24 protein-coding genes and 1 pseudogene are annotated in these 19,594 nt (G+C 58.3%); 10 read left to right on the top strand and 15 right to left on the bottom strand.

Annotated features, from left to right (window positions below):
• The 7 genes and pseudogenes from Q1J43_RS01485 to Q1J43_RS01455 form a co-directional block, all read right to left on the bottom strand.
• A pseudogene (locus Q1J43_RS01485) lies at positions 1-2,193 on the bottom strand (hypothetical protein); the annotation flags it as partial.
• Positions 2,194-2,297: 104 nt separating this feature from the next.
• On the bottom strand, positions 2,298-2,951 hold the full coding sequence (gene adk, locus Q1J43_RS01480) for an adenylate kinase (RefSeq protein ID WP_301100522.1): 654 nt from the start codon (positions 2,949-2,951) through the stop codon (positions 2,298-2,300).
• 60 nt (positions 2,952-3,011) lie between these two features.
• Entirely contained in the window at positions 3,012-3,791 is a 780-nt protein-coding gene (gene kdsB / locus Q1J43_RS01475) for a 3-deoxy-manno-octulosonate cytidylyltransferase (RefSeq protein WP_301100521.1), read from the bottom strand.
• The gene (locus tag Q1J43_RS01470; protein ID WP_301100520.1) at positions 3,792-3,968 is read right to left on the bottom strand and encodes a Trm112 family protein; all 177 of its coding nucleotides are present in this window, start codon (positions 3,966-3,968) and stop codon (positions 3,792-3,794) included.
• Positions 3,949-5,052 carry a tetraacyldisaccharide 4'-kinase gene (gene lpxK, locus Q1J43_RS01465; RefSeq protein ID WP_301100519.1) on the bottom strand — a complete coding sequence of 368 codons (1,104 nt, stop codon included), beginning with the start codon at positions 5,050-5,052 and terminating at the stop codon, positions 3,949-3,951. Before lpxK ends, Q1J43_RS01470 begins: the two co-directional genes overlap by 20 nt.
• A complete protein-coding gene (locus Q1J43_RS01460) occupies positions 5,030-5,446 on the bottom strand; it encodes a biopolymer transporter ExbD (RefSeq protein ID WP_301100518.1) in 417 nt (138 codons plus the stop codon). Before Q1J43_RS01460 ends, lpxK begins: the two co-directional genes overlap by 23 nt.
• Positions 5,447-5,456: 10 nt before the next feature.
• Positions 5,457-6,065, bottom strand: coding sequence for a MotA/TolQ/ExbB proton channel family protein (locus Q1J43_RS01455; RefSeq protein WP_301100517.1), 609 nt, complete (start codon positions 6,063-6,065; stop codon positions 5,457-5,459).
• 314 nt (positions 6,066-6,379) lie between these two features.
• Here Q1J43_RS01455 and xseA point away from each other — a divergent pair, with 314 nt between their 5' ends.
• The gene (xseA, locus tag Q1J43_RS01450) at positions 6,380-7,738 is read left to right on the top strand and encodes an exodeoxyribonuclease VII large subunit (protein ID WP_301100515.1); all 1,359 of its coding nucleotides are present in this window, start codon (positions 6,380-6,382) and stop codon (positions 7,736-7,738) included.
• 62 nt (positions 7,739-7,800) lie between these two features.
• Positions 7,801-8,388, top strand: a complete 588-nt coding sequence (locus Q1J43_RS01445; RefSeq protein WP_301100513.1) for a Fe-Mn family superoxide dismutase — start codon at positions 7,801-7,803, stop codon at positions 8,386-8,388.
• Between the two features lie 102 nt (positions 8,389-8,490).
• Here the strand turns inward: Q1J43_RS01445 and Q1J43_RS01440 are convergent, their stop codons facing one another.
• Positions 8,491-8,685: a hypothetical protein gene (locus tag Q1J43_RS01440; protein WP_301100512.1), complete on the bottom strand. Its 195-nt coding sequence runs from the start codon at positions 8,683-8,685 to the stop codon at positions 8,491-8,493.
• A gap of 100 nt (positions 8,686-8,785) precedes the next feature.
• Entirely contained in the window at positions 8,786-8,962 is a 177-nt protein-coding gene (locus Q1J43_RS01435) for a hypothetical protein (protein WP_301100511.1), read from the bottom strand.
• 210 nt (positions 8,963-9,172) lie between these two features.
• Here Q1J43_RS01435 and nagZ point away from each other — a divergent pair, with 210 nt between their 5' ends.
• From nagZ to purF, 5 genes are read left to right on the top strand one after another with little or no spacing between them, the layout of a single operon-like run.
• Positions 9,173-10,198, top strand: a complete 1,026-nt coding sequence (gene nagZ / locus Q1J43_RS01430) for a beta-N-acetylhexosaminidase (protein WP_301100509.1) — start codon at positions 9,173-9,175, stop codon at positions 10,196-10,198.
• 39 nt (positions 10,199-10,237) lie between these two features.
• Positions 10,238-11,521, top strand: a complete 1,284-nt coding sequence (gene folC / locus Q1J43_RS01425; RefSeq protein ID WP_301100508.1) for a bifunctional tetrahydrofolate synthase/dihydrofolate synthase — start codon at positions 10,238-10,240, stop codon at positions 11,519-11,521.
• Positions 11,522-11,572: 51 nt separating this feature from the next.
• Positions 11,573-12,154 (top strand): SPOR domain-containing protein, encoded by a 582-nt coding sequence (locus Q1J43_RS01420; RefSeq protein WP_301100507.1) that lies wholly within the window; start codon positions 11,573-11,575, stop codon positions 12,152-12,154.
• Positions 12,151-12,642, top strand: coding sequence for a CvpA family protein (locus tag Q1J43_RS01415; RefSeq protein WP_301100506.1), 492 nt, complete (start codon positions 12,151-12,153; stop codon positions 12,640-12,642). The genes Q1J43_RS01420 and Q1J43_RS01415 overlap by 4 nt, the downstream gene beginning before the upstream one ends.
• An 8-nt stretch (positions 12,643-12,650) precedes the next feature.
• Positions 12,651-14,177 (top strand): amidophosphoribosyltransferase, encoded by a 1,527-nt coding sequence (gene purF / locus Q1J43_RS01410; protein ID WP_301100505.1) that lies wholly within the window; start codon positions 12,651-12,653, stop codon positions 14,175-14,177.
• A 28-nt stretch (positions 14,178-14,205) separates the two neighbouring features.
• On the opposite strand, the gene Q1J43_RS01405 is transcribed toward purF, so the two are convergent.
• The 3 genes from Q1J43_RS01405 to Q1J43_RS01395 form a co-directional block, all read right to left on the bottom strand.
• Positions 14,206-14,502, bottom strand: a complete 297-nt coding sequence (locus Q1J43_RS01405; RefSeq protein ID WP_301100503.1) for a hypothetical protein — start codon at positions 14,500-14,502, stop codon at positions 14,206-14,208.
• Between the two features lie 70 nt (positions 14,503-14,572).
• Positions 14,573-15,436: a DMT family transporter gene (locus Q1J43_RS01400; protein ID WP_301100502.1), complete on the bottom strand. Its 864-nt coding sequence runs from the start codon at positions 15,434-15,436 to the stop codon at positions 14,573-14,575.
• Positions 15,426-16,958 carry an NAD(P)H-hydrate dehydratase gene (locus Q1J43_RS01395; protein WP_301100501.1) on the bottom strand — a complete coding sequence of 511 codons (1,533 nt, stop codon included), beginning with the start codon at positions 16,956-16,958 and terminating at the stop codon, positions 15,426-15,428. Before Q1J43_RS01395 ends, Q1J43_RS01400 begins: the two co-directional genes overlap by 11 nt.
• A 42-nt stretch (positions 16,959-17,000) precedes the next feature.
• Between Q1J43_RS01395 and Q1J43_RS01390 the strand changes: the two genes are divergently transcribed.
• From Q1J43_RS01390 to Q1J43_RS01380, 3 genes are read left to right on the top strand one after another with little or no spacing between them, the layout of a single operon-like run.
• The gene (locus Q1J43_RS01390) at positions 17,001-17,300 is read left to right on the top strand and encodes a type II toxin-antitoxin system RelE/ParE family toxin (protein ID WP_301100500.1); all 300 of its coding nucleotides are present in this window, start codon (positions 17,001-17,003) and stop codon (positions 17,298-17,300) included.
• A complete protein-coding gene (locus Q1J43_RS01385) occupies positions 17,297-17,584 on the top strand; it encodes an XRE family transcriptional regulator (RefSeq protein WP_301100499.1) in 288 nt (95 codons plus the stop codon). Before Q1J43_RS01390 ends, Q1J43_RS01385 begins: the two co-directional genes overlap by 4 nt.
• 26 nt (positions 17,585-17,610) lie before the next feature.
• Positions 17,611-17,979 (top strand): hypothetical protein, encoded by a 369-nt coding sequence (locus tag Q1J43_RS01380; protein WP_301100498.1) that lies wholly within the window; start codon positions 17,611-17,613, stop codon positions 17,977-17,979.
• 90 nt (positions 17,980-18,069) lie between these two features.
• Here the strand turns inward: Q1J43_RS01380 and Q1J43_RS01375 are convergent, their stop codons facing one another.
• The 3 genes from Q1J43_RS01375 to Q1J43_RS01365 all read right to left on the bottom strand — a co-directional run bounded on the left by Q1J43_RS01375 (position 18,070) and on the right by Q1J43_RS01365 (position 19,434).
• Complete coding sequence (locus Q1J43_RS01375; protein ID WP_301100497.1) at positions 18,070-18,405, bottom strand: hypothetical protein; 336 nt, start codon at positions 18,403-18,405, stop codon at positions 18,070-18,072.
• Entirely contained in the window at positions 18,378-18,647 is a 270-nt protein-coding gene (locus Q1J43_RS01370; protein WP_301100496.1) for a hypothetical protein, read from the bottom strand. The genes Q1J43_RS01375 and Q1J43_RS01370 overlap by 28 nt, the downstream gene beginning before the upstream one ends.
• Before the next feature lie 103 nt (positions 18,648-18,750).
• Entirely contained in the window at positions 18,751-19,434 is a 684-nt protein-coding gene (locus tag Q1J43_RS01365; protein ID WP_301100495.1) for a PilZ domain-containing protein, read from the bottom strand.
• Between the last annotated feature and the right edge of the window lie 160 nt (positions 19,435-19,594).

Below are 19,594 nucleotides of genomic sequence, written 5' to 3'. Positions count from 1 at the left end.
GTCGGTCAGGCGGTGTGCGGGGTCGTAGCTGTAGCTGAGGTAGCGACCGTCCGGGAGGGTGATTTTGGTGAGCTGCCCGACGCCGTCGTACTGGTAGGTCGTGAGTTCGCTGCCGATTTGCCGGGAGGTCAGGCGCTGGCGGGGGTCGTAGGTGAGCGTGGTGACGGCGCCGTTGGCGTCGATGACGGTGAGCGGGTTGCCATTCAGATCGTAGGCGGTGATCTGGGTGCTGTGGCCGAGGGCGTTGGTGAGGGTGGCGAGTTGGCCGCGTTTGCCCGGGTCGGGGTCGGTGGGGTCGTAATAGGTGTAGGTGGTGAGATCCGTCACGTCGGTGCGTGGGCCGTCGGCGGTGAGGACTTGGCCAAGGCTGTTGTAGGTGTAGGTCCAGGTGCGCGGGAGGCCGGTGAGGGGGGCGGTAAGGCCGGCGCTGCCGTTCAGGTCGGTGGTCGGCTGTTCGCTTGTTTTGCACAGGACGCCGATGGGTCGGGGGGCGCCGGTGAGGTCGGGGACGGTGGCGGTGGCCGGGGCGCAGAGCACGCCACCGTCGCCGTTGTAGGTCCAGGTGGTGAGTTTCTTGGGTTCGGCGACTTTGATGGGTAGACGCCAATCGTTGTGCCAGGTGGTGCTGATCGTGCGGGCTTCGGGTTTGCCGGTCGCTTCGACGCGTTTGGTTTCGAGGTTGCGGGTGAGGTCGTAGGTGTAAGTCGTCTGGTTGCCGTTGAAGTCGGTGCGGCTGGCGACGTTGCCGTTGGCGCCGTAGGTGAGCGCGCTGGCGGCGGGGCCGCAGCCAGAGCCGCCGGGTTGGCTGCTGCCGGTGGGTTTGGTGACGTCGAGGATGGTCTGGAGGTTCGTGGTGCGGACCGTGCCGCGGGCGTCGGTGACCGCTGTGTTGCCGGTGTTGTAGGCCAGGGTGACTTTGTCGGCGCCACCTGCGTGTTCGCTGGAAACCGCCCGGCCCTGGGTGTCGTAGGCCCACGTCGCGTAGCGATTTCCCTTCTCATCGGTGATGCCGGTCAGGTTGTTCGGGAAGCGACTATCTTCGTAGAGGTAGGTGCGGCTGTGCCCATCGGGCCAACTGATCGCCGAGAGGTTGTTAAGCGCATCGTAGGTAAAGGTGATCGGGGCATTATCCGGCGGGGTCAGTGTCGCGATCCGTTTCTGGGTGTCGTAGGTCAACAGGAGTTGGCGACCGAAGACGTCGGTTACTGAAACGAGGAGCCCAGCGGCATCGTAGGCGAGCGTCTGCCTACGACCGAGTTGATCGGTGATTGACAGGAGTTTGCCGAAGGCATCGTAGGCCTCTATGCGGTTGCTCGCGCCATCAATCAGTTGCCAGCCTGTGGTGGTGCCTCCCGCAGTTGAAAAACGTGTCAGACGGTCCGTTATGTCAGCGTCGGAGAGGTAGGTGTTCGATGTGTCTTGGCGGTTAAAAACAAGAAGTTGGGCGCTTGAACGATTAAGCGATACCTTGCTTGGTCCGAGCGTGCTGGTGCCATCGGCACCAGGGGCCACACTGCTCTGAAAACTGGCCGCCCAGTATTTGCCTTGGGGCGTTGCGCCTTGATACGCATCCGTACTCCGGCGGCTGCTGTAAAGAAGGCTGTAACTTAATTGACCATAAGGGTCACGGTATAGGGGTTCGTCCTGGATCTTGCGACCACTGCCAATGTTGATCGGGTTGCCGGCCTCCGGACAGGATTGCCCCACCGTCTTGGCATCATCAGGGTTCAGGCATTGACCGGTTGATTCGTCACGCCATTGGGGGGGCGTGCAGTCGGGGCGGGTGCAGGTGTTGCCAGCGAGAGTCCAGTTTTTCCCCGTTGTGCAAACATAGCCATTCGTATTGCAGACGTTGTTTGCTGCCCACCAGAACGCTGGACACGAAGTCCAATAAGCTAGTTCCGTCGTAATGTTGCTTCCGCTGGAAGTTGTGCCGTAACAATGTGTCGAATCCATCGACGTTACAGTTCCGCTAAATTGCGCATAAAGCGAGGCGCACGCTTCCGTCGCACTAACCGTTGACCACGCAACATAACCGAAATACCCCGCCGTCCAATGCTGAATATAAGGCTGTGTCAGTACTCCCGGCATCGCAGCAATCGTTTCGGCGCGAACCGCGAGTGTGTTGGAAAACAACACGAAGCCACAGAAAGCGAGCAGCGATCTACGCATCAGGCAGTGAAAACAAGCCATGGCACTCCCTCGAATATCGTTTTTGCATGGAACAAAATCCAAGTAGCCACCAGAAGCTGAAAACGAACAAACGCGCAGGATCAGCCCGCTCGGCAGCAACGCAATTAGTTCAAGGCGTCAAAAGTCGCCTGCCTGATCTGATCGATAGTCCCGACCCCGGCAATCTTGCGGCACTTGGGTGCGTGGGTATCGCCCGTGGCGTACCATTGTCGGTAGTACTCGATCAGTGGCTGGGTCTGTGAATGATAAATCTGGAGACGTTCTCTAACGGTGTCTTCCTGGTCGTCATCTCGCTGCACCAGGTCTTCGCCAGTCACATCGTCTTTGCCTTCAACCTTGGGTGGATTGAACTTGACGTGGTAGGTTCGGCCCGAGGCCGGATGCACGCGGCGACCGCTCATGCGTTCGATGATCTCCGAATCGGCAACGTCAATTTCCAGAACGAAATCCAGAGCTGCACCTGCTGATTTCATTGCCTCCGCCTGCGGTATGGTGCGCGGAAAACCGTCAAACAAATAACCGGCCTGGCAATCATCCTGCAACAACCGGTCCTTGACCAGACTGATGATGATGTCGTCGGAAACCAGGTGGCCGGCATCCATCACCTTTTTGGCTTCGATTCCGAGGGGGGTTCCGGCCTTTATCGCGGCACGCAGAATATCCCCGGTCGAAATCTGGGGGATGCCGTATTTTTCATGGATAAATTGCGCTTGGGTACCCTTACCGGCGCCCGGGGCGCCCAGAACGATAAGTCTCATTGCGCTTCACCTTGCCAAAGTGGTGAAAAGTACCTTCAATTGCCCGAACGGTCAAACGCTTTATGACTTGCCAAAGCACGCCTGCATGTGTGCTGCATCTTCCGGGGTATCAACGCCCGGCATCGGCAAGTGATTCGAAATGATGACGCTGACCCGGAAACCATGCCACAGGGCGCGCAACTGCTCAAGCGCTTCGAAGCCTTCAAGCGGCGATGGCGTCAAACGGGTGTAGGCCCTCAGAAAACGGGCGCGATAGGCATAAAGCCCAATGTGCCGGTAGGCTGGAATCCCGGGTGGCAGGCTTTCTTTGCCCGTTTTGCGGGCAAAGTGGTCACGGGCATACGGAATCGAGGCCCGGGAAAAGTACAGCGCATCGCCGTCAGCCTTGCACACTACCTTGACGATATTCGGATTGAAGAAATCGGCGACGCTGTTGATCGGATGCGCCACCGTGGCAATATCCGCGCCGCTCATTGCCAGTTGCTGCGCTGTCTGGGCAATCAGCGCCGGATCGATCAGCGGTTCGTCGCCTTGCACATTGACGATGATGGTTTCATCCTTCCACCCCAGTTGCTCGGCGACCTCAGCCAGGCGATCTGTTCCGCTCGGATGATCGGTTCGGGTCAGCAGCACTGACAAGCCATGCTGTGCGGCGGCGGCCTGTACGTCGGGATGGTCGGTCGCCACCCAGATTTCTTGCGCGCCGGAAAGAGCCGCGCGCTCGGCCACCCTGGCGACCATCGGCTTGCCGCCAAGATCGAGCAGAGGCTTGGCCGGTAGCCGAGTTGACGCGTAGCGGGCGGGGATCACCACTTTGAACTTGATGCCTTCTCCAGGCATTCAGGCTTCCTCTGCTGCCAGGTGGCGCGCTTCGTCCTGAAGCATGACCGGAATGTCGTCGCGAACCGGGAAAGCGAGCTTGCACGGCTTGCAGACGAGTTCCGAGGCAGACTTGCGGTATTCGAGATTCGCCTTGCAGATCGGGCAGACGAGAATATCAAGCAGGCGGGCGTCCATCGAGTTTCTCCAGGATTGTGTCGAGCAGTGACTTACCTTCGGGTGCCGGAAGAAGGTGCGCCTCAACCGGCAGTACCCATGCTTCGCGCGAAGTGAGTGCGGCGCATTTTACCGCATCTTTCTCAGTCATCAGCAGGACTCCATCGTCGGCGAAAGCAAGATCTGATGTGTTGTAAAGATGATGATCGGGAAATGGGTGCGCTTCAAACTCAAGCCCCAGCGCCTCCAGTTGCGCAAAAAATCGGGAAGGATCGCCAATGCCGGCCAGTGCATACAGGCGTTTGCCACGCAGGTCCTGAGCAGCGCAGTGTCGCTGTGCATCGCTCAGAGAAACAAAACGCTGACCAACGAGACGCATCGCGAACTGGGGCAAGGCGCCCGTGGCACACGCCATTTGCTCCGATGCTGGTATCCGGGCCTCGGCGACCGTGTTCCAAACCAACGCGGTCACCGTCGACAGGCGTTGCAGCGGCTCGCGCAGTGGCCCGGCGGGTAACAACTGGGCATTCCCCGCACCGCGCCCGTCGAGCACGGCGATTTCAGCGGTGCGCTGCAAGCGATAGTGTTGCAGGCCATCGTCGGAAATAATGACATTGCATTCGGGCTGTGCGGCGAGTAGGGCCTGGCCCGTGCGCACGCGGTCACGACCGACAAAGACCGGGACGGCGCTGCGTCGTGCCAGCAACAATGGCTCGTCACCGAGCAGCGACGCGGCGGAATCTGACGTTACCGCCTGCACGGTGGTGGCCATGCCGCCATAACCCCGACTGATGATCCCCGGCCGCCAGCCTGCTTCACGCAGGCGCTCAACGAGCCAGAGCACGAGCGGTGTCTTGCCGCTGCCACCGACGGTCAGATTGCCAACCACAATGACCGGTACCGGCAAGCGATACGAGCGCAGCACAGCGCAGTGATAGAGGCCACGGCGCACGCCGACGAGCAGTCGAAACAAGCAGGAAAAGGGTACCAGTGGCAGAAGTACCGGGGCCAGCCGTCGCTGGTACCACAGGTGAGTCAGGCGCTGTGCGAAGCCGGCAGGACGCATCGGCAACGCAGCGCCATCAGTGTGGCGATTGTGTGGCAAACGAAATATGCGGGTAGCCGGCGGTCTGCGCGGCCTGCATGATATCGACCACGCTCTGATGCGTCGCTTTGGCATCGGCATTGATGACAATGACCGGGTCCTTGTTCTCACCGGCAGCGCGGCGCAGGGCTTCGCTGATTGATTTCACATCGGTCGCCGCCAGCGGCGCTTTGTTGACCAGGACCTGCCCATTCGCCGTCACGGCAACGCTGACTTCATTGGGTTGCTCAGCCTGTTTGCTGGAGTCGGCGGTTGGCAGATTGATTTCCAGACCGGAGAACTTGGCGTAAGTGGTGGTGAGCATCAGGAAGATGATGATCACCAGCAGTACGTCAATCAAGGGGATCAGATTGATCTCTGGCTCATCGTGTCCACGACCGCGTTGAAAATTCATACCCTGCTCCTCAAGCCTTGCGCTCGCCAGTCAATACCTCGACCAGACGCACGGCCTGCTGCTGCATTTCGATCACGAAGCCATTGACCAGAGCACGGAAATGGCGCCAGAAAATCATTCCCGGAATGGCGATGATCAAGCCAAACCCGGTGTTGTAAAGCGCCACCGAAATGCCGTGGGCCAGTTGCATCGGATTGGTTCCCGTCGGTGACTGCGAACCGAAAATTTCGATCATGCCGACCACGGTGCCAAATAGACCCATAAGCGGGCTGATCGAGGCGATGGTGCCCAGCGTTGTGAGATAACGTTCAAGCTCATGGGCCACCACACCACCCGCTTCTTCAATCGACTCGCGCATGATCTCGCGCGAACTGCCGACGTTACGCAGGCCGGCTGAGAGCACGCAACCGAGTGGCGATTGTTCTTCAAGCCTGGCTAGCATCGATTCATTTACGCCGCCCTGCCGGTACTCGGCAATCACGCGTTGCAACAGACCGTTCGGTAACACTTTGACACGACGCAAGGCCACCAGGCGTTCGATGATCAGGGCGACAGCAATAATCGACGCCAACAACAAGGGCCATATGGGCCAACCAGCCGCCAGAATGATAGAAAACACGCTTTCTCCCCAAGGGTTTATTCAGCCGGTGACTTTAGCCTGAGCCGGCGCCAGCGGCAAGCCCTGTGCTCAAGTAATACTGAAATATCTTATCCACAAAATCTGTGGATAACTTTGTGGATCAATGGCGATTCCGCACCCTAAGTCCCGTTTTCAAAAGGCTTTTTTTACTTAGTAGGAAAAATGAGCAATACAATTAATCGTTAATAATCAATTGCTTGAATAAAACCCTTGAGCGGCAAGGATTTCAGCCCACCCCTGCGCTGCAAGCACCGCAGGGTGTGAATGAATTGACATGGATGTAGAATTGGCGCATGTCTGAACCCACTTCTTCCGGCACAAGCCTTGCCCCATCAGTCTCGGTCATCCCCGTTTCGATGCTTAACCGGCTGGCGCGGGAACGGCTCGAATCAGCCTTCCCGCTTTGCTGGGTCGGCGGTGAAGTGTCCAATCTGACCTATGCGACTTCCGGACACGTCTATTTTTCGCTGAAAGATGCTGCGGCACAGGTGCGCTGCGTCATGTTTCGCAATCGCGCCCAGCTTCTCGGCTGGCGTTTGGAGAACGGTCAGCACCTCGAAGCGCGCGTGCTGGTCACCCTTTACGAAGCACGTGGCGATTTCCAGCTCAATGTCGAAACAGCACGCAAGGCCGGGCTTGGCAATCTTTACGAAAAATTTCTCCTGCTCAAGGAGAAGCTCGAACGCGAAGGTCTTTTTGCTGAGGAAGAGAAACGCTCGCTGCCCGCTTTCCCGCGCTGCGTCGGCATTGTCACCTCGCAACAAGCCGCAGCGCTAAGCGATGTGCTGAGCACCTTGCTGCGTCGCGCACCGCAGGTGAGCATTGTGCTTTACCCCACCCCGGTTCAGGGAGAAGGAGCAGCCGAGCAGATCGCTGGCGCCATTCGCCGGGCAAGCGAACGGCATGAATGCGAGCTAATCATCGTCTGTCGCGGCGGTGGCAGTCTCGAAGACCTCTGGGCCTTTAATGACGAAGGGGTGGCGCGGGCGATCCGCGCTTGTTCGCTGCCGGTGATCACTGGCATCGGTCACGAGACCGACTTTACGATTGCCGATTTCGCTGCCGATCAGCGTGCCCCGACACCCACGGCGGCGGCTGAACTTGCCGCACCGGAGCGCTCCGCGCTATTGGCGCGCCTCTTTGATTTCAGGCTTTCTCTGCGCCGCCAATTCTGGCAGAGCCACGGTCAGCGCAGCCAGCACCTCGATTGGCTGACACTGCGTCTGCAACACCCGGCACAGCGCCTCGCGCAACAGCGCGCAGATCTGCTCAATCTACGGCGACGTCTTGACAACGGTTTGACGCAGGCTAGCACCCGTGGCCGTCAACGGCTTGCTGGCTTGACTCGCCGTCTTCTGCTGGCGCGTCCGGATAGCGGCCGGTTCGCCCGTCGACTAGAAACACTGAGCGCAAAACTGCACAGCGACTGGCAAGAAGCACTGCACGGCAAATCTGCCGACCTCACTCGCATCGCTGCCAGCCTCACCCACCTTAATCCTGACGCCGTACTGGCGCGTGGCTACAGCATCGTTAGCGATGAAGCAGGTAGAATCCTGCGTGACTGCGGGTCGCTGGAACCAAACGACCGGATCGCTGTCTTGTTTCACGCTGGACGTGCTAACGCAACAGTTACCTCGATATCCAAGAAGTAGTTCAAGCGAGGGCTGATCAGCGCTCAACCCACTGAAAACAACAGGCAACACAAGGAGAAGTCATGGAACATCAGCTGCCGCAACTGCCTTTTGCCATGGATGCATTGGCCCCGCACATGTCAAAGGAAACCTTTGAATACCACTACGCCAAGCACCATCAAGCCTACGTTACCAACCTGAACAATCTGATCAAGGGCGGCGAATACGAAAGCCTTGACCTGGAAGCCATCGTCAAAAAGGCGCCGGCCGGTGGCATCTACAACAACTCCGCGCAGGTGTGGAACCACACCTTCTTCTGGAATTGTCTGAAGCCCAACGGCGGTGGAGCTCCGAGCGGCGCGTTGGCAGCTGCCATCAACGCCAAATGGGGTTCCTTCGACGAGTTCAAGAAAGCCTTCCAGACCTCAGCCGTTGGCAATTTCGGTTCAGGCTGGACCTGGCTGGTCAAGAAGGCTGACGGTTCGGTCGACATTGTCAACATGGGCGCCGCCGGCACCCCGCTGACCACTGGCGACAAGGCTCTGCTTTGCATCGACGTGTGGGAACACGCTTACTACATCGACTACCGCAATATGCGCCCGAAATTTGTTGAGACGTTTCTTAACAGCTTGGCCAACTGGGGTTTTGCCGAAAAGAACTTCGCTGGCTAAGCTGTTGCGCATATTTCACGAGATTGAACTGCTGAAAAACAAAAGGGAGCTAACAGCTCCCTTTTGTTTTTCAGCCCTCGCATAGTAAGCGGCAGGAGCAGATCAGCCATTCAGGCTTTTCGTCAACGGCAATTGGGCTTGGTGCGCCTCGACCTTCTGGATCAGTTGCTCGGGCACGCCGGCGGCTTGAAACTGGCTTCGCCAAACGTCCAGCATCGTTTTCTCGTCCGGGTAGTGCGTGAGGTAACCGACCAGCAAATTGTTCAGGCGAACCTCAAGAGAGCTTACAGTGCTCATTCTTCATCCCTTAAGTCGGTGAATTCGGTGAGCAGATCGACGGGCTTGGCCACGGGTGGTATGCGCAGATCTTCCAGCGAGCGACCGCCGCCTGTGAGCATCAGCACCAGCGGGTGATGTAGGCGTCAGCCTGATAGCCACGCCCACTACCTGGCTTGGGCATCTCTTGCGACAACCACCGGGAAAACCCTAGTCCGCGTATGAATTCACCGAACAATGCCAACCCGGCATTCGCCGTCAGCATCTCGTCTGTCGCCTCAAGCTTGAACGGAAGCACCGTTTGTGCCAAAGTCCCCAGCCCCCCGCCTCCTTTCGTCAACCGATAGGTGAGTGTGTCGATAGCCTCAACTCTACCGGATCGCTTGTGAGGCGGGGGACTTTCAGCTTCTGTGTAGATTCAATCGCGGTTCTTGGGCAACACCCCTCTCTTGCCAGATCAGATCGGGTGTTTTGCTGTGTCGTCATAATTTGAAGTGAGGTTTTTAGGATGAGTGGGCCGTTACAACTGCCGCATGGCCCGTTGATGATCGATATCGCTGGCCTTGAACTGAGCGATCTCGACCGTGAACGCCTGAGGCACCCGCTGATTGGCGGACTGATCCTGTTTTCGCGCAATTATCAATGTCTGCAACAACTCAGCCAGTTGTGTGCTGAAGTTCATGCCTTGCGCTCGCCACCGTTACCTATTGCCATTGACCACGAAGGGGGCAGGGTGCAGCGTTGCCGAGAGGGATTCTCCCGCCTCCCGCCAATGCGCCGTCTTGGGCAATGGTGGGAGAGCAGCCCACAGGAAGCACTGGGCGCAGCGCACGATATCGGTTACGTACTCGCCGCCGAGTTGCGAACCAACGGGGTCGATCTTTCCTTCACGCCCGTGCTCGACCTTGACTGGGGGCGCAGCGTGGTGATTGGCAACCGTTCATTTCATGGCGACCCGGCGGTCGTTGTACTACTCGCTGCGCAGCTGATCAGCGGGCTTCGGCGCGCCGGTATGGCCGCCTGTGGCAAACACTTTCCCGGACACGGCTGGGCCGAAGCCGACTCGCATGTCGCCATGCCGGTCGACGAGCGAACCCTGAGCGAACTCGCCACAGATATCGAACCCTATCGCCGGCTTAAACTCGATGCGGTGATGCCGGCGCACGTCATTTACCCGCAGGTGGATTCGCGCCCGGCTGGCTTCTCGCCGGTCTGGATCGGCAAATTGCGTGAGGAATTAGGTTTTGACGGGGTGATCTTCAGCGACGATCTTTCAATGGCGGGCGCCAGCATCGCCGGCGATATCGTCGAGCGCGCGAGCGCGGCATGGGATGCCGGTTGCGATATGCTTTTGGTATGCAATGCGCCGGGCGCCGTGGACGATGTGCTGGAACGTTGGCAGCCGGCGTTCGATCCCTTACGCTCAGCGCGAATTGCGCGCCTGCTCCCCAGTGCTGCGCCACCTGTCGTGCAGGATGACCCGCGTTATCATGCCGGAGTCAAAATAGCGCAGATGCTTGCCGCTATGGGTTAAGGAAGCGTTTGCATCAATTCTGTGTTCTGAAAGAGGCTTGTGGAATCACTACAGGACTGGTTGGCCCACCTTGAAAGCCTTCATCTCAAGGGGCAGGGTGGAATCGAACTCGGGCTGGAGCGGGTCAACTGTGTCAAGGCGGTCTTACAGCAAAGGCAGGAATGCCCGCTAATCATCGTTGGCGGGACCAATGGCAAAGGCTCAACCTGCGCCTACCTGGAGGCCACCTATCGCTTTGCCGGCTACCGTGTCGGTTGCTACACATCGCCACATTTGCTCGAATACAACGAACGGGTGCGCGTCGACGGCGTGCCGGTTGATGATGCCTCGCTGTGCGCGGCCTTTGCCAAGGTCGAGGTCGCCAGGCAGTTGGTCGGCAATGTGGCGCTTACTTATTTTGAGTTTGGCACGCTGGCGGCGTGGGAGGTATTCGCCGCGTGCGAAGTCGAGGTGCTCATTCTTGAGGTGGGCCTGGGCGGACGGCTCGATGCGGTCAATGTCTATGACGCCGATTGCGCTGTGATCACCGGTATTGCGCTCGATCATACGGACTGGCTGGGTCCGACGCGTGAAGCCATCGGTTTCGAGAAGGCCGGCATCTACCGTTCTGGCAAACCGGCCATTTGCGCCGATCCCGAGCCGCCGCAATCGCTGCTCGATCATGCTGCTGACATTGGCGCCGATCTGCAGTTACTCGGCCGCGATTTTGCTTACTTTGGCGACAAGACGCAGTGGACCTTCTGGGGACGTGATGGGCAGCGTCGGGGCGGCCTCGCGAACCCGGTGTTGCGCGGACGTTGCCAGTTGCGTAATGCCGCGTCGGTACTCGCTGTCGTCGACCTGCTCAGACAGCGACTGCCGGTGGCTATGCAGGCCGTTCGCCGCGGGTTGCTTGAAGTGGACCTGCCGGGGCGTTTTCAAGTGCTGCCGGGTCGTCCGGCGATCGTACTGGACGTGGCGCACAATCCGCAGGCGGTGGCGGGTTTGGCTGACAACCTCGGCGCGATGGGTTTTTTCGAGAGCACGATTGCTGTCGTCGGCATGCTTGCTGACAAGGATATTGCCGGCACGCTGAAGACCTTGGCCGGAAAGATTGATGTCTGGCTGCTGGCCAGCCTGGACCTCCCGCGTGGTGCGCCCGCCGAGGCGCTGGCTGGCGTCGTGGCTGACGAAAAACTGGGCGGGAGTGCCCAATGCCATGCCTCTCCGGCAGAAGCCTTTATGCGCGCCGTCAAGCTGGCTGGAGAAAATGATAGAATCCTCGTCTTCGGGTCGTTCTTTACGGTAGCTGCTGTCATGCGCGCGATGAAACACCGTAGCTGATCCAAGCCACATCCAGTCATCATTTCCAACAACCTAACTTTACACAAACCGATGTCCGATTCTCCTGATGTGCATTTGCAGCTAAAAAAACGGGCCCGCCGCCGCCTGGTTGGTGCGATTGCGGTTGCCGGCCTGGCCGCTGTGGTCTTGCCAATGGTCATGGACGAGGAGCCGAAGCAGCAGGTTCAGGATGTCCAGATACGTATTCCGGGCCAGAATCAGACGCCCTTCAATCCGAAGGTCAGCAAACCGGCCGTCGTTTCTGCAACGGGCGAGAAACCCCAGACGCCTGAGAAAATTGAGCCAGCACCCCCGCCGGTAGCCAGCGTGGTCGCAGTGAATAAGCCGGCTGAAAAACCGCCAGTGAAGCCTGCTGAAATACCGGCCATAGCGAGTGACAACGAGTCCTATCTGATTCTCATCGGGGCCTTTTCCAATCCCGCCAACGTCAAGCAGTTGCAAACCAAGATCGGTGAACTGGGCATCAGGGTTTTTACCGAATCGCTTGATTCGCCCGATGGCAAAAAGACACGTGTGCGCGCCGGCCCCTTCGCCAGCCGTGAAGCCGCCGACAAGGCGCTCGCAAAGATGAAACGGATCGGCGTGAGCGGGGTTGTCGCGGCCAAGCAATGACGGCGTTCGATTACGTTGTGATCGCCATCGTGATGGCATCCGTCGCGCTGGGCGTTTGGCGTGGCGTGCTTGGCGAAATCATCGCGCTGGTGGCGTGGGTGCTGGCCTTCCTTGCCGCCAAGTGGTGGGGTACCGAAGTGGCGCGGGTTTTTTTCACCGGCATCAGCGATCCGGCGCTGCGAATTGTTGCGGCCTGGGTGGCGGTGTTCGTCGTCGTACTGGTGCTAATGGCGCTGCTGCGGCTGGCCGTTCGCGGCCTGCTCAAGGCGCTTGGTTTGAGTCTGACTGATCGCTTGCTGGGTGTCATTTTTGGCCTGGCGCGCGGTCTGCTCATTGTCCTGGTTCTTGTTGCCCTGGGTGGCATGACGACGGTAGTAAAAGAGAAATGGTGGCGCGAGGCGTATTTTTCTGCGCCGCTCGAAACAGCGGTACTGGCCGGCAAGCCCTGGCTGCCGCCGGAAGTGGCTAAACGAATTCGATTCAGGTAGGAACTACTATGTGCGGGATACTCGGGGTTGTTGCGACCACGCCGGTCAATCAGTTGCTCTATGACGGTCTGATGGTGCTTCAGCATCGCGGCCAGGATGCTGCCGGCATAGCCACTGGCGAAGGTGATGCATTTCACATGCATAAGGGTTCCGGCCTGGTGCGAGATGTGTTCCGCACGCGCAATATGCGCGCCCTGCCAGGAAGCATGGGAATCGCCCATTGTCGTTACCCGACCGCGGGTTCGTCTTCGGACTCTTCCGAGTCGCAGCCTTTCTACGTCAACTCGCCTTTCGGTTTGGTGCTCGCGCACAACGGTAATCTGACCAACACGGAGCAGTTGCAGGAAGAGATGTTCAGGCAGGATCTGCGGCACATCAACACCAATTCCGACTCCGAGGTTCTGCTTAACGTTCTGGCGCACGAACTGCAGGACACGGCCAAGGGCTTTTGCCTCGATCTGGATACCATTTTTGCCGCCGTGGCCGGCGTGCATCGGCGCTGCAAGGGTGCCTACGCAGTGGTGGTGCTGATTGCCGGGTACGGCATGCTCGCCTTTCGTGACCCTTTCGGTATTCGTCCGCTGGTCATCGGAGTTAATGAAACTGAAAAAGGCACCGAATATCTGCTAGCTTCGGAATCGGTCGCGCTCGATACCCTGGGGTTTCGCGTCCTGCGTGATGTCGAGCCGGGCGAGGCGATTTTCGTTGATATGGCGCATCAGCTACACCATCGCCAGTGCGCCCAGAACCCCGTGCTGGCGCCGTGCATCTTCGAATACGTTTATCTGGCGCGTCCGGATTCGGTAATGGATGGCGTCTCGGTCTACGAAACCCGTCTGCGCATGGGCGAGCATCTGGCCGACAAGGTGGCCAGGCAGATTCCCGTCGAGGAGATCGACGTGGTGATCCCGATTCCCGACTCAAGCCGCCCGTCGGCCATGCAACTGGCACAGCGCCTGGGTATTCCGTATCGTGAAGGCTACGTTAAGAACCGCTATATCGGCCGTACTTTCATTATGCCGGGTCAATCGACGCGGAAAAATTCGGTTCGCCAGAAACTCAATACCGTGGCGCAGGAGTTCAAGGGCAAACGTGTTCTGCTGGTCGATGATTCAATCGTGCGTGGTACGACCAGTCGCGAGATCGTCGAAATGGCGCGCGCCGCCGGTGCGCTCAAGGTCTATTTCGCGTCCGCCGCGCCACCGGTGCGCTTCCCCAATGTTTATGGCATCGACATGCCGACACGCAGCGAACTCATCGCCACCGGTCGTACTGATGAAGAAATTGCCCGCGAAATTGGCGCCGATGCCTTGGTTTATCAGGATCTGGAAGCGCTCAAAGCGTCTGTACGCGATTTAAAGCCGGAACTTGGCGGCTTTGACTGCTCGTGTTTCGATGGCCGCTACGTGACTGGCGATGTGACGACGGACTATCTTGACGCCATCGAACAGGCCCGTGCGGGAAAGATCGCGTCGGCCAAGGCCGATGAAGGCGATTCACGGCAGTTGCACCTGAGTCTCAAATCGGTGCGTTGAGTCACGATTGAATCGACGCCAGCCTCGCTTAACCGGCGACCTTTAGCCCGCTGCGCTTGGGGCGGGATAGATCCTCTCGCTCCTCGACATGACAGCCTAGCGCGGCCTTGATTGACTGGGGCAGCATGAACCAGGTCATCAGGCTTGATCCAGTGCAGATCAGCCAGAACATCAGAAAGCCTATCGAGTAGGTGGCCATCGGCGACAGTTCAACGGGTTGGCCAAGCAAAAATAGCTGCTGTGGATCAATCACGGTAAAGAACACGATTTCGGCAATGCCAGCGGCAATGAATGCCGGCCAGAGAACCCAGATAATATGTTTCATAGCGCCCTCTTCAAAAAATCTGCACTGAAAATCAGCCCGTGTAGGAGTCGCCATTCCCAAACAGGTTCCATCAAACCTCAGCACGTGGCTGGAATAAGGCGAGACTCAGGCACGAGGTACCGATAATAGCCATGCCGATCGTTGTTGGCAGATCCGGGAGTTGGCCGAAGACGATCAAGCCAAGCAGCATGGCCCAGACCAACTGGATGTAAAGCAGTGGCGAGAGCGTTGAGGCCGGCGTTTCGCGAAAGGCGCGGATCAGCAGAAAGTGGCCGACGCCGGCATTAATTCCGAGTGAGACGATGAGCAGGCCCTGGCTCAGGGTGGGCATCTGCCCGCTCCAGTAGCTCGGGATGGCGAACGACAAGGTAATGCTGCCGACCAGTGCCGTATAGAAAAGCTGGCGCATTGCCGGCTCGGTGGCCGAGAGCTTGCGTGTGAGAATCTGGTAGCCGGCGTAGCACAGCGCGCTGCCAAGGGCATAGGCGACACCGATACCGGCCACGACGCCGCCTGGCCGGGCAATCAGCAGCACGCCGCAGAAGCCCGCGACCGTTGCCAGCCAGCTCGCCAGGCGGACTTTTTCGCCGAGCAGCGGTCCAGCGAGCAGCGCAACGAGCAGCGGCGTGACGAAGGCGATTGCCGTTGTTTCGGCCAGCGGCAAGGTTTTCAGCGCATTCTGGAAGAGCAGCGAAACGCCGACCAGCGTCAGGGCGCGAAAGGTCATCAACCATGGTCGTTTAGTGACGATGAGTGCACGACCCATGCCCGGTGCGACAGCCAGCAGCATGATAACGAGGTGCACGACATAGCGCGCCCAGACGAGCAGCGGAATGGCAAAGACGGGGATCAAGTACTTTGCGGTGGCGTCGTGCAGTGAAAAAAGGAGGGTTGCTACCAGAAACAGCAGGATGCCGTGCAATTTAGTGTTCACTGGCTGAAGAAATCCATTGGTTCAGGCAGAAACGCGCACTGTCAATCAATTCCCCGGCGGTGAGGCCGAGCGGGCCGCAGCCTTCGGCGACCAGCCGGTCGGCAGCAGCGCCGTGCAGGTGTACGGCGGCGAGCAGCGCTTCGAGAACCGGCCAGCCTTGGGCCAGCAGGGCGGTGATGATGCCGCTTAACACGTCGCCGCTACCGGCTGTCGCCAGCCCTGGATTGCCGTTGGTGTTGATGAAGCAGGTGCCATCGGCTGTGGCAATAATGGTGCCACAGCCCTTGAGCGCGACGCAGGCCTTGTAGAGTGTGGCCAGTTCGAGCGCGGCGCTCAGCCGGTCGGCCTGGATGGCGGCTACGTCGCAGTCGAGCAGACGCGCCGCTTCGGTTGGGTGCGGCGTGAGTAGCGTCGGTGCGCTGCGTGCGGCGAGTGCGACCTTCAACTCGCCTTCTGCGGCCAGCAGGTTGAGCGCGTCGGCGTCTAGCAGCAGCGGCAACTGGAGTGTGCAGGCGTCTTCGAGCAGCACCCGTGCTGCGTTCGTCTGGCCCATGCCGGGGCCGCAGGCCAGCGCCGTGAGTTCGGTGCTCAGCAACTTCTGCGCCGTGCGCAGCATGAGTTCGGGTTGCTGCGCATCAAGCACTGGAGCGCGTGCGTCGAGCAGTCCGACATAGACCCGGCCGCTGCCCAGGCGCAGCGCAGCGCGTGCGGCAAGTAGCGCCGCACCGACCATGCCGGGCGCGCCGCCAAGGATGCCGGCGTTGCCGTTGCTGCCCTTGTGACTGTTGCGTGGACGTGCTTTGAGTTGGGCGGCAAAGAGGTCGAGGCCAAGGGTTCGCCCCGAGTCCGGCGCCAGGCTTCCGGCGTCAAGATCGAGTTTGGCGATGGAAATTTCGCCGCAATAGTCGGGACCATCAGCGGTAAGCAAGCCCGGCTTGCTGCCAATGAAACTGATCGTATGGCTGGCGCGGATCGTCGCGCCGTGCCGCGCGCCGGTATCCGAATCGAGGCCGCTTGGGCAGTCGAGCGCGAGCAGCGGGCAGCCGTCGCGGGCAGCCAGCGCATTGGCCTCCCCAATGAACCCGGCGTAGGGCTCGGTAATTGCGCGCGTCAGACCGATGCCGAAGAAGCCATCGATGATCAGCGACCAGCGCTGCTTGCCGGGAATTGCCGTGAGGAGAGTGCCGCCTGCAGCGAGGAAGCGCTGACGGGCGTTTGCCGCATCGACAGGCAGATTTTCTGCGGCGCCGACAAAAACGACGTGCGTGTCGTAGAAGCGCTGGCGCAGCAGACGTGCAGTTTCAAAGGCGTCACCGCCATTGTTGCCGGGACCGGCGAGAATAAGGATGGCCGCACCGCGATCAGCGCAAATCGCCGCGCCCAGATCGGCCGCGGCACGGCCCGCGCGCTGCATCAGCGGCTGCCCAGAGGCGCCAGCCTCGATGCGGCGCAGATCAGTGCAGCAGTAGAACGAAGTGGAGAGCATGGCCAGACGGGGGGTGTAAATCGACAGAGACGTCATTTAAGCACGATAAAAACAAGATGTGCGTATTAACATACCTTTTTGACCGAGAGTGGTACAGAACCGCGAACGCTCTGTGCGCATGAAAGAAAACTGATCGGCGAGAACATCAAGACGGTGCAATTTGGTTGGTGTCTTGGCGTGCCATTGGTCGATCTCCTTAGCTGCGACCTCTGGGAAGTGCGGTCAAGGCCGGATACTAGAATTGCGCGAACGTTGTTTGCGATCGAAGGTGGCTTTATGATTTTGCTGCACGCCTTCATCAAGAAGCAGCAGAAGACGCCCAAGCCTGATTTGGACTTGGCGAAAGAGCGACTGAAACAGTTAGGGAGGCGGAAATGAGCAATCCCCACGTTGGTAGCAGCTTCGACGATTTCCTCGTGGAAGATGCCATGCTCGAAGAAGCGACGGCCGTCGCCGTGAAGCGTGTCATTGCCTGGCAAATCGAGCAGGAAATGGCTGTGCAGAAACTTACGAAGACAGCCATGGCGAAAAAGATGCATACCAGCCGTGCCGCACTGAACCGGTTGCTGGATGGCACGGATACTAACCTGACGCTAACCACATTGGCCAGCGCAGCCGCCGCATTGGGTCGGCAGGTCAGATTTGAATTGTGCACGGCCTGACCTGAATCATCTCAACGCAAGGCAAGATGAAAACGATTTGGATATTGCTGCTGTTATCTTTGGCTGGTTCCAACGCTTCGGCGGTAGATCCAGCAGGCATTGGCGACGTTGATGCTCCCGTTGAAAAGTCAAGCCGGATGCTGGCGAAACACGCTAGCCTGGACAGTGGAAAAATGGAAAAGGACTTGCAGGGTCTGCCCTGGAAGGAATTTAAAGCGGTCGTCGAATCGGAGCCTAGGCTGAAAGCCGGTATCGATGCCTATGGCCCACTCGGATGGCAATTTGTTCAGGCCAATTACCGCAGTTACGGCTGGAAGAAAAATATTGACAGACTCGATGATAGGCAGAAACAGCATCTGGCTGAGAAAATCCGGATTGCCCAGAGCGGAAGATAACTTTTTTCCCCAATTGATTCTGGCCGACGTAAGAAAATTAAGATGAAGTATCTAATTTCCAGGCAAGCTCAAATGGGTAATCCACCCTGTTCAGGGGCCAGTAATCCAGTTCCCGTAATCGATGAAGAAGCCGAGGGTATAGATTTGCTGCCGGTACTTCGTGTTGTAGTCATTGGTGTCGGTAATGCCATTTTCTGCGTTGTTCTGGATATAACCCAGCCTAGTCTCGAACCAATCCCTCGACACTGTCAGATCTCCGCCAACGAGATTAGTCCAGCGCACATTGGTTTTTGTGTTTTTGCCGTTGTAAATCTTTTGGTAGCCGGTGTCTTTGTTTGTTTCAGCGCCAGCAAAGACATTGGCAGTGTAGGACCAGCTTGCGGCTTGCCCACGGTACATCAGATTGGCGCCGTTGTAATTGACCACTTGCCATCCATATAGGTCAGCCGGAAGATGTACCCAGGGATAGGATCGCTCTCGGACTGGTCAATCGGGGTGGCTGATGTATTTTTCCCAAGGAAAATGTCGGCCACCTGTTCTTTGGATTGGGATCCAATTGAACTTCCTGCGCCGACAACGACGACGACCTCCGACGTAGCAAGGTTGCTGGCGGTTAGACAGACCGCAAGGAGAGCAAGACCTGGAATGGTCGTGAGTTTCTTCATCATGTACCCTTTATTTCAGATGCTTTCAAATTGGAATAGTCGGCGGTTGTCGCAATGGTCGCCGTTCTCGTCATGCAAAGTGGGACAGATATGCTGAAATACATCCTTAGAATTCCGGGTTTTTCTTGAAAAACTCGAAGCATTTTTTGATTCTGAAGCGTTTGCTTTCATCAGTGTTGATAAAGGCGACGCCACAGATATGCTTTCCAGCATCACTGCGTTGCCAGATAATCCGTGCCTGAATTTTCATGGGCTCCTGCTTTACATAGTTCTGCATGTCATCGCTGGGTAGGTACAAAAATAAATCAAGCGGCGCATTTCTATCCACGGCCTGCGGGAGCCTCAGGCACATGCCAGTTAATGAAAAGTCGCTGCTGACCCCCTCCTGCGTATTGCCTGCCTGGTTTACACCGACCAGCAAACTGTTCTGCGCTCTGGGGGCTCGACGTTTCTCCTGCGCTACCGGTTTGATCACGTTTCCCTTGGTGAAAATGAACCCGCGCATGATGTCGTTGAGCCTATTGGTCACTGCGCGCAGATCATCCCCAATGGCCGACGTCGTATCGACTTTTGTGCCGCTTTCACGCAGTGTGGCAAAGAGTGTTTCTGTGGTTGAGTCAAGCAGGCCGAACTGTTCAAGTTGCTGCTGGCTTGCACTAGAAATTCCTTGATTGGCGCTTGAGGAATCTAATGCATTGACTGCCATGCCTTCGATGATCAGTGCTGTGCTTTCGGCTTCCTGCTGAGTGATATTTACTTTTTCGACCACGACATGCATGGTCGAGGTCACTTGCTGAACCTTGACTGTAAGCTTTCCGATGATGTCGCTGACCTCTGCGGCCGATTGGGTGTAACCGGTAACTCATAGAGGTAAGCCCCCGGCTTTGCCGGGGGACTCACCAAGGTTTGACCTTTACGACGGTCTGCGTGAATTTCTGATCTCTGCCAAG

The organism is Propionivibrio sp. (assembly GCF_029255185.1).
In the GTDB taxonomy this organism is placed as follows: domain Bacteria; phylum Pseudomonadota; class Gammaproteobacteria; order Burkholderiales; family Rhodocyclaceae; genus Propionivibrio.
This window is presented reverse-complemented; position numbering and strand designations above follow the sequence as displayed.

What these genes read in the sequence shown, in the direction of transcription:
- Q1J43_RS01445 (WP_301100513.1), top strand. Translation starts at nt 7,801, where the DNA reads ATGGAACATCAGCTGCCGCAACTGCCTTTTGCCATGGATGCATTGGCC.
- xseA (WP_301100515.1), top strand. Translation starts at nt 6,380, where the DNA reads ATGTCTGAACCCACTTCTTCCGGCACAAGCCTTGCCCCATCAGTCTCG.
- adk (WP_301100522.1), bottom strand. Translation starts at nt 2,951, where the DNA reads ATGAGACTTATCGTTCTGGGCGCCCCGGGCGCCGGTAAGGGTACCCAA.
- purF (WP_301100505.1), top strand. Translation starts at nt 12,651, where the DNA reads ATGTGCGGGATACTCGGGGTTGTTGCGACCACGCCGGTCAATCAGTTG.
- Q1J43_RS01370 (WP_301100496.1), bottom strand. Translation starts at nt 18,647, where the DNA reads ATGATGAAGAAACTCACGACCATTCCAGGTCTTGCTCTCCTTGCGGTC.
- Q1J43_RS01405 (WP_301100503.1), bottom strand. Translation starts at nt 14,502, where the DNA reads ATGAAACATATTATCTGGGTTCTCTGGCCGGCATTCATTGCCGCTGGC.
- Q1J43_RS01415 (WP_301100506.1), top strand. Translation starts at nt 12,151, where the DNA reads ATGACGGCGTTCGATTACGTTGTGATCGCCATCGTGATGGCATCCGTC.
- Q1J43_RS01420 (WP_301100507.1), top strand. Translation starts at nt 11,573, where the DNA reads ATGTCCGATTCTCCTGATGTGCATTTGCAGCTAAAAAAACGGGCCCGC.
- kdsB (WP_301100521.1), bottom strand. Translation starts at nt 3,791, where the DNA reads ATGCCTGGAGAAGGCATCAAGTTCAAAGTGGTGATCCCCGCCCGCTAC.
- nagZ (WP_301100509.1), top strand. Translation starts at nt 9,173, where the DNA reads ATGAGTGGGCCGTTACAACTGCCGCATGGCCCGTTGATGATCGATATC.
- Q1J43_RS01440 (WP_301100512.1), bottom strand. Translation starts at nt 8,685, where the DNA reads ATGAGCACTGTAAGCTCTCTTGAGGTTCGCCTGAACAATTTGCTGGTC.
- Q1J43_RS01395 (WP_301100501.1), bottom strand. Translation starts at nt 16,958, where the DNA reads ATGACGTCTCTGTCGATTTACACCCCCCGTCTGGCCATGCTCTCCACT.
- Q1J43_RS01380 (WP_301100498.1), top strand. Translation starts at nt 17,611, where the DNA reads ATGAAAACGATTTGGATATTGCTGCTGTTATCTTTGGCTGGTTCCAAC.
- Q1J43_RS01385 (WP_301100499.1), top strand. Translation starts at nt 17,297, where the DNA reads ATGAGCAATCCCCACGTTGGTAGCAGCTTCGACGATTTCCTCGTGGAA.
- Q1J43_RS01470 (WP_301100520.1), bottom strand. Translation starts at nt 3,968, where the DNA reads ATGGACGCCCGCCTGCTTGATATTCTCGTCTGCCCGATCTGCAAGGCG.
- Q1J43_RS01460 (WP_301100518.1), bottom strand. Translation starts at nt 5,446, where the DNA reads ATGAATTTTCAACGCGGTCGTGGACACGATGAGCCAGAGATCAATCTG.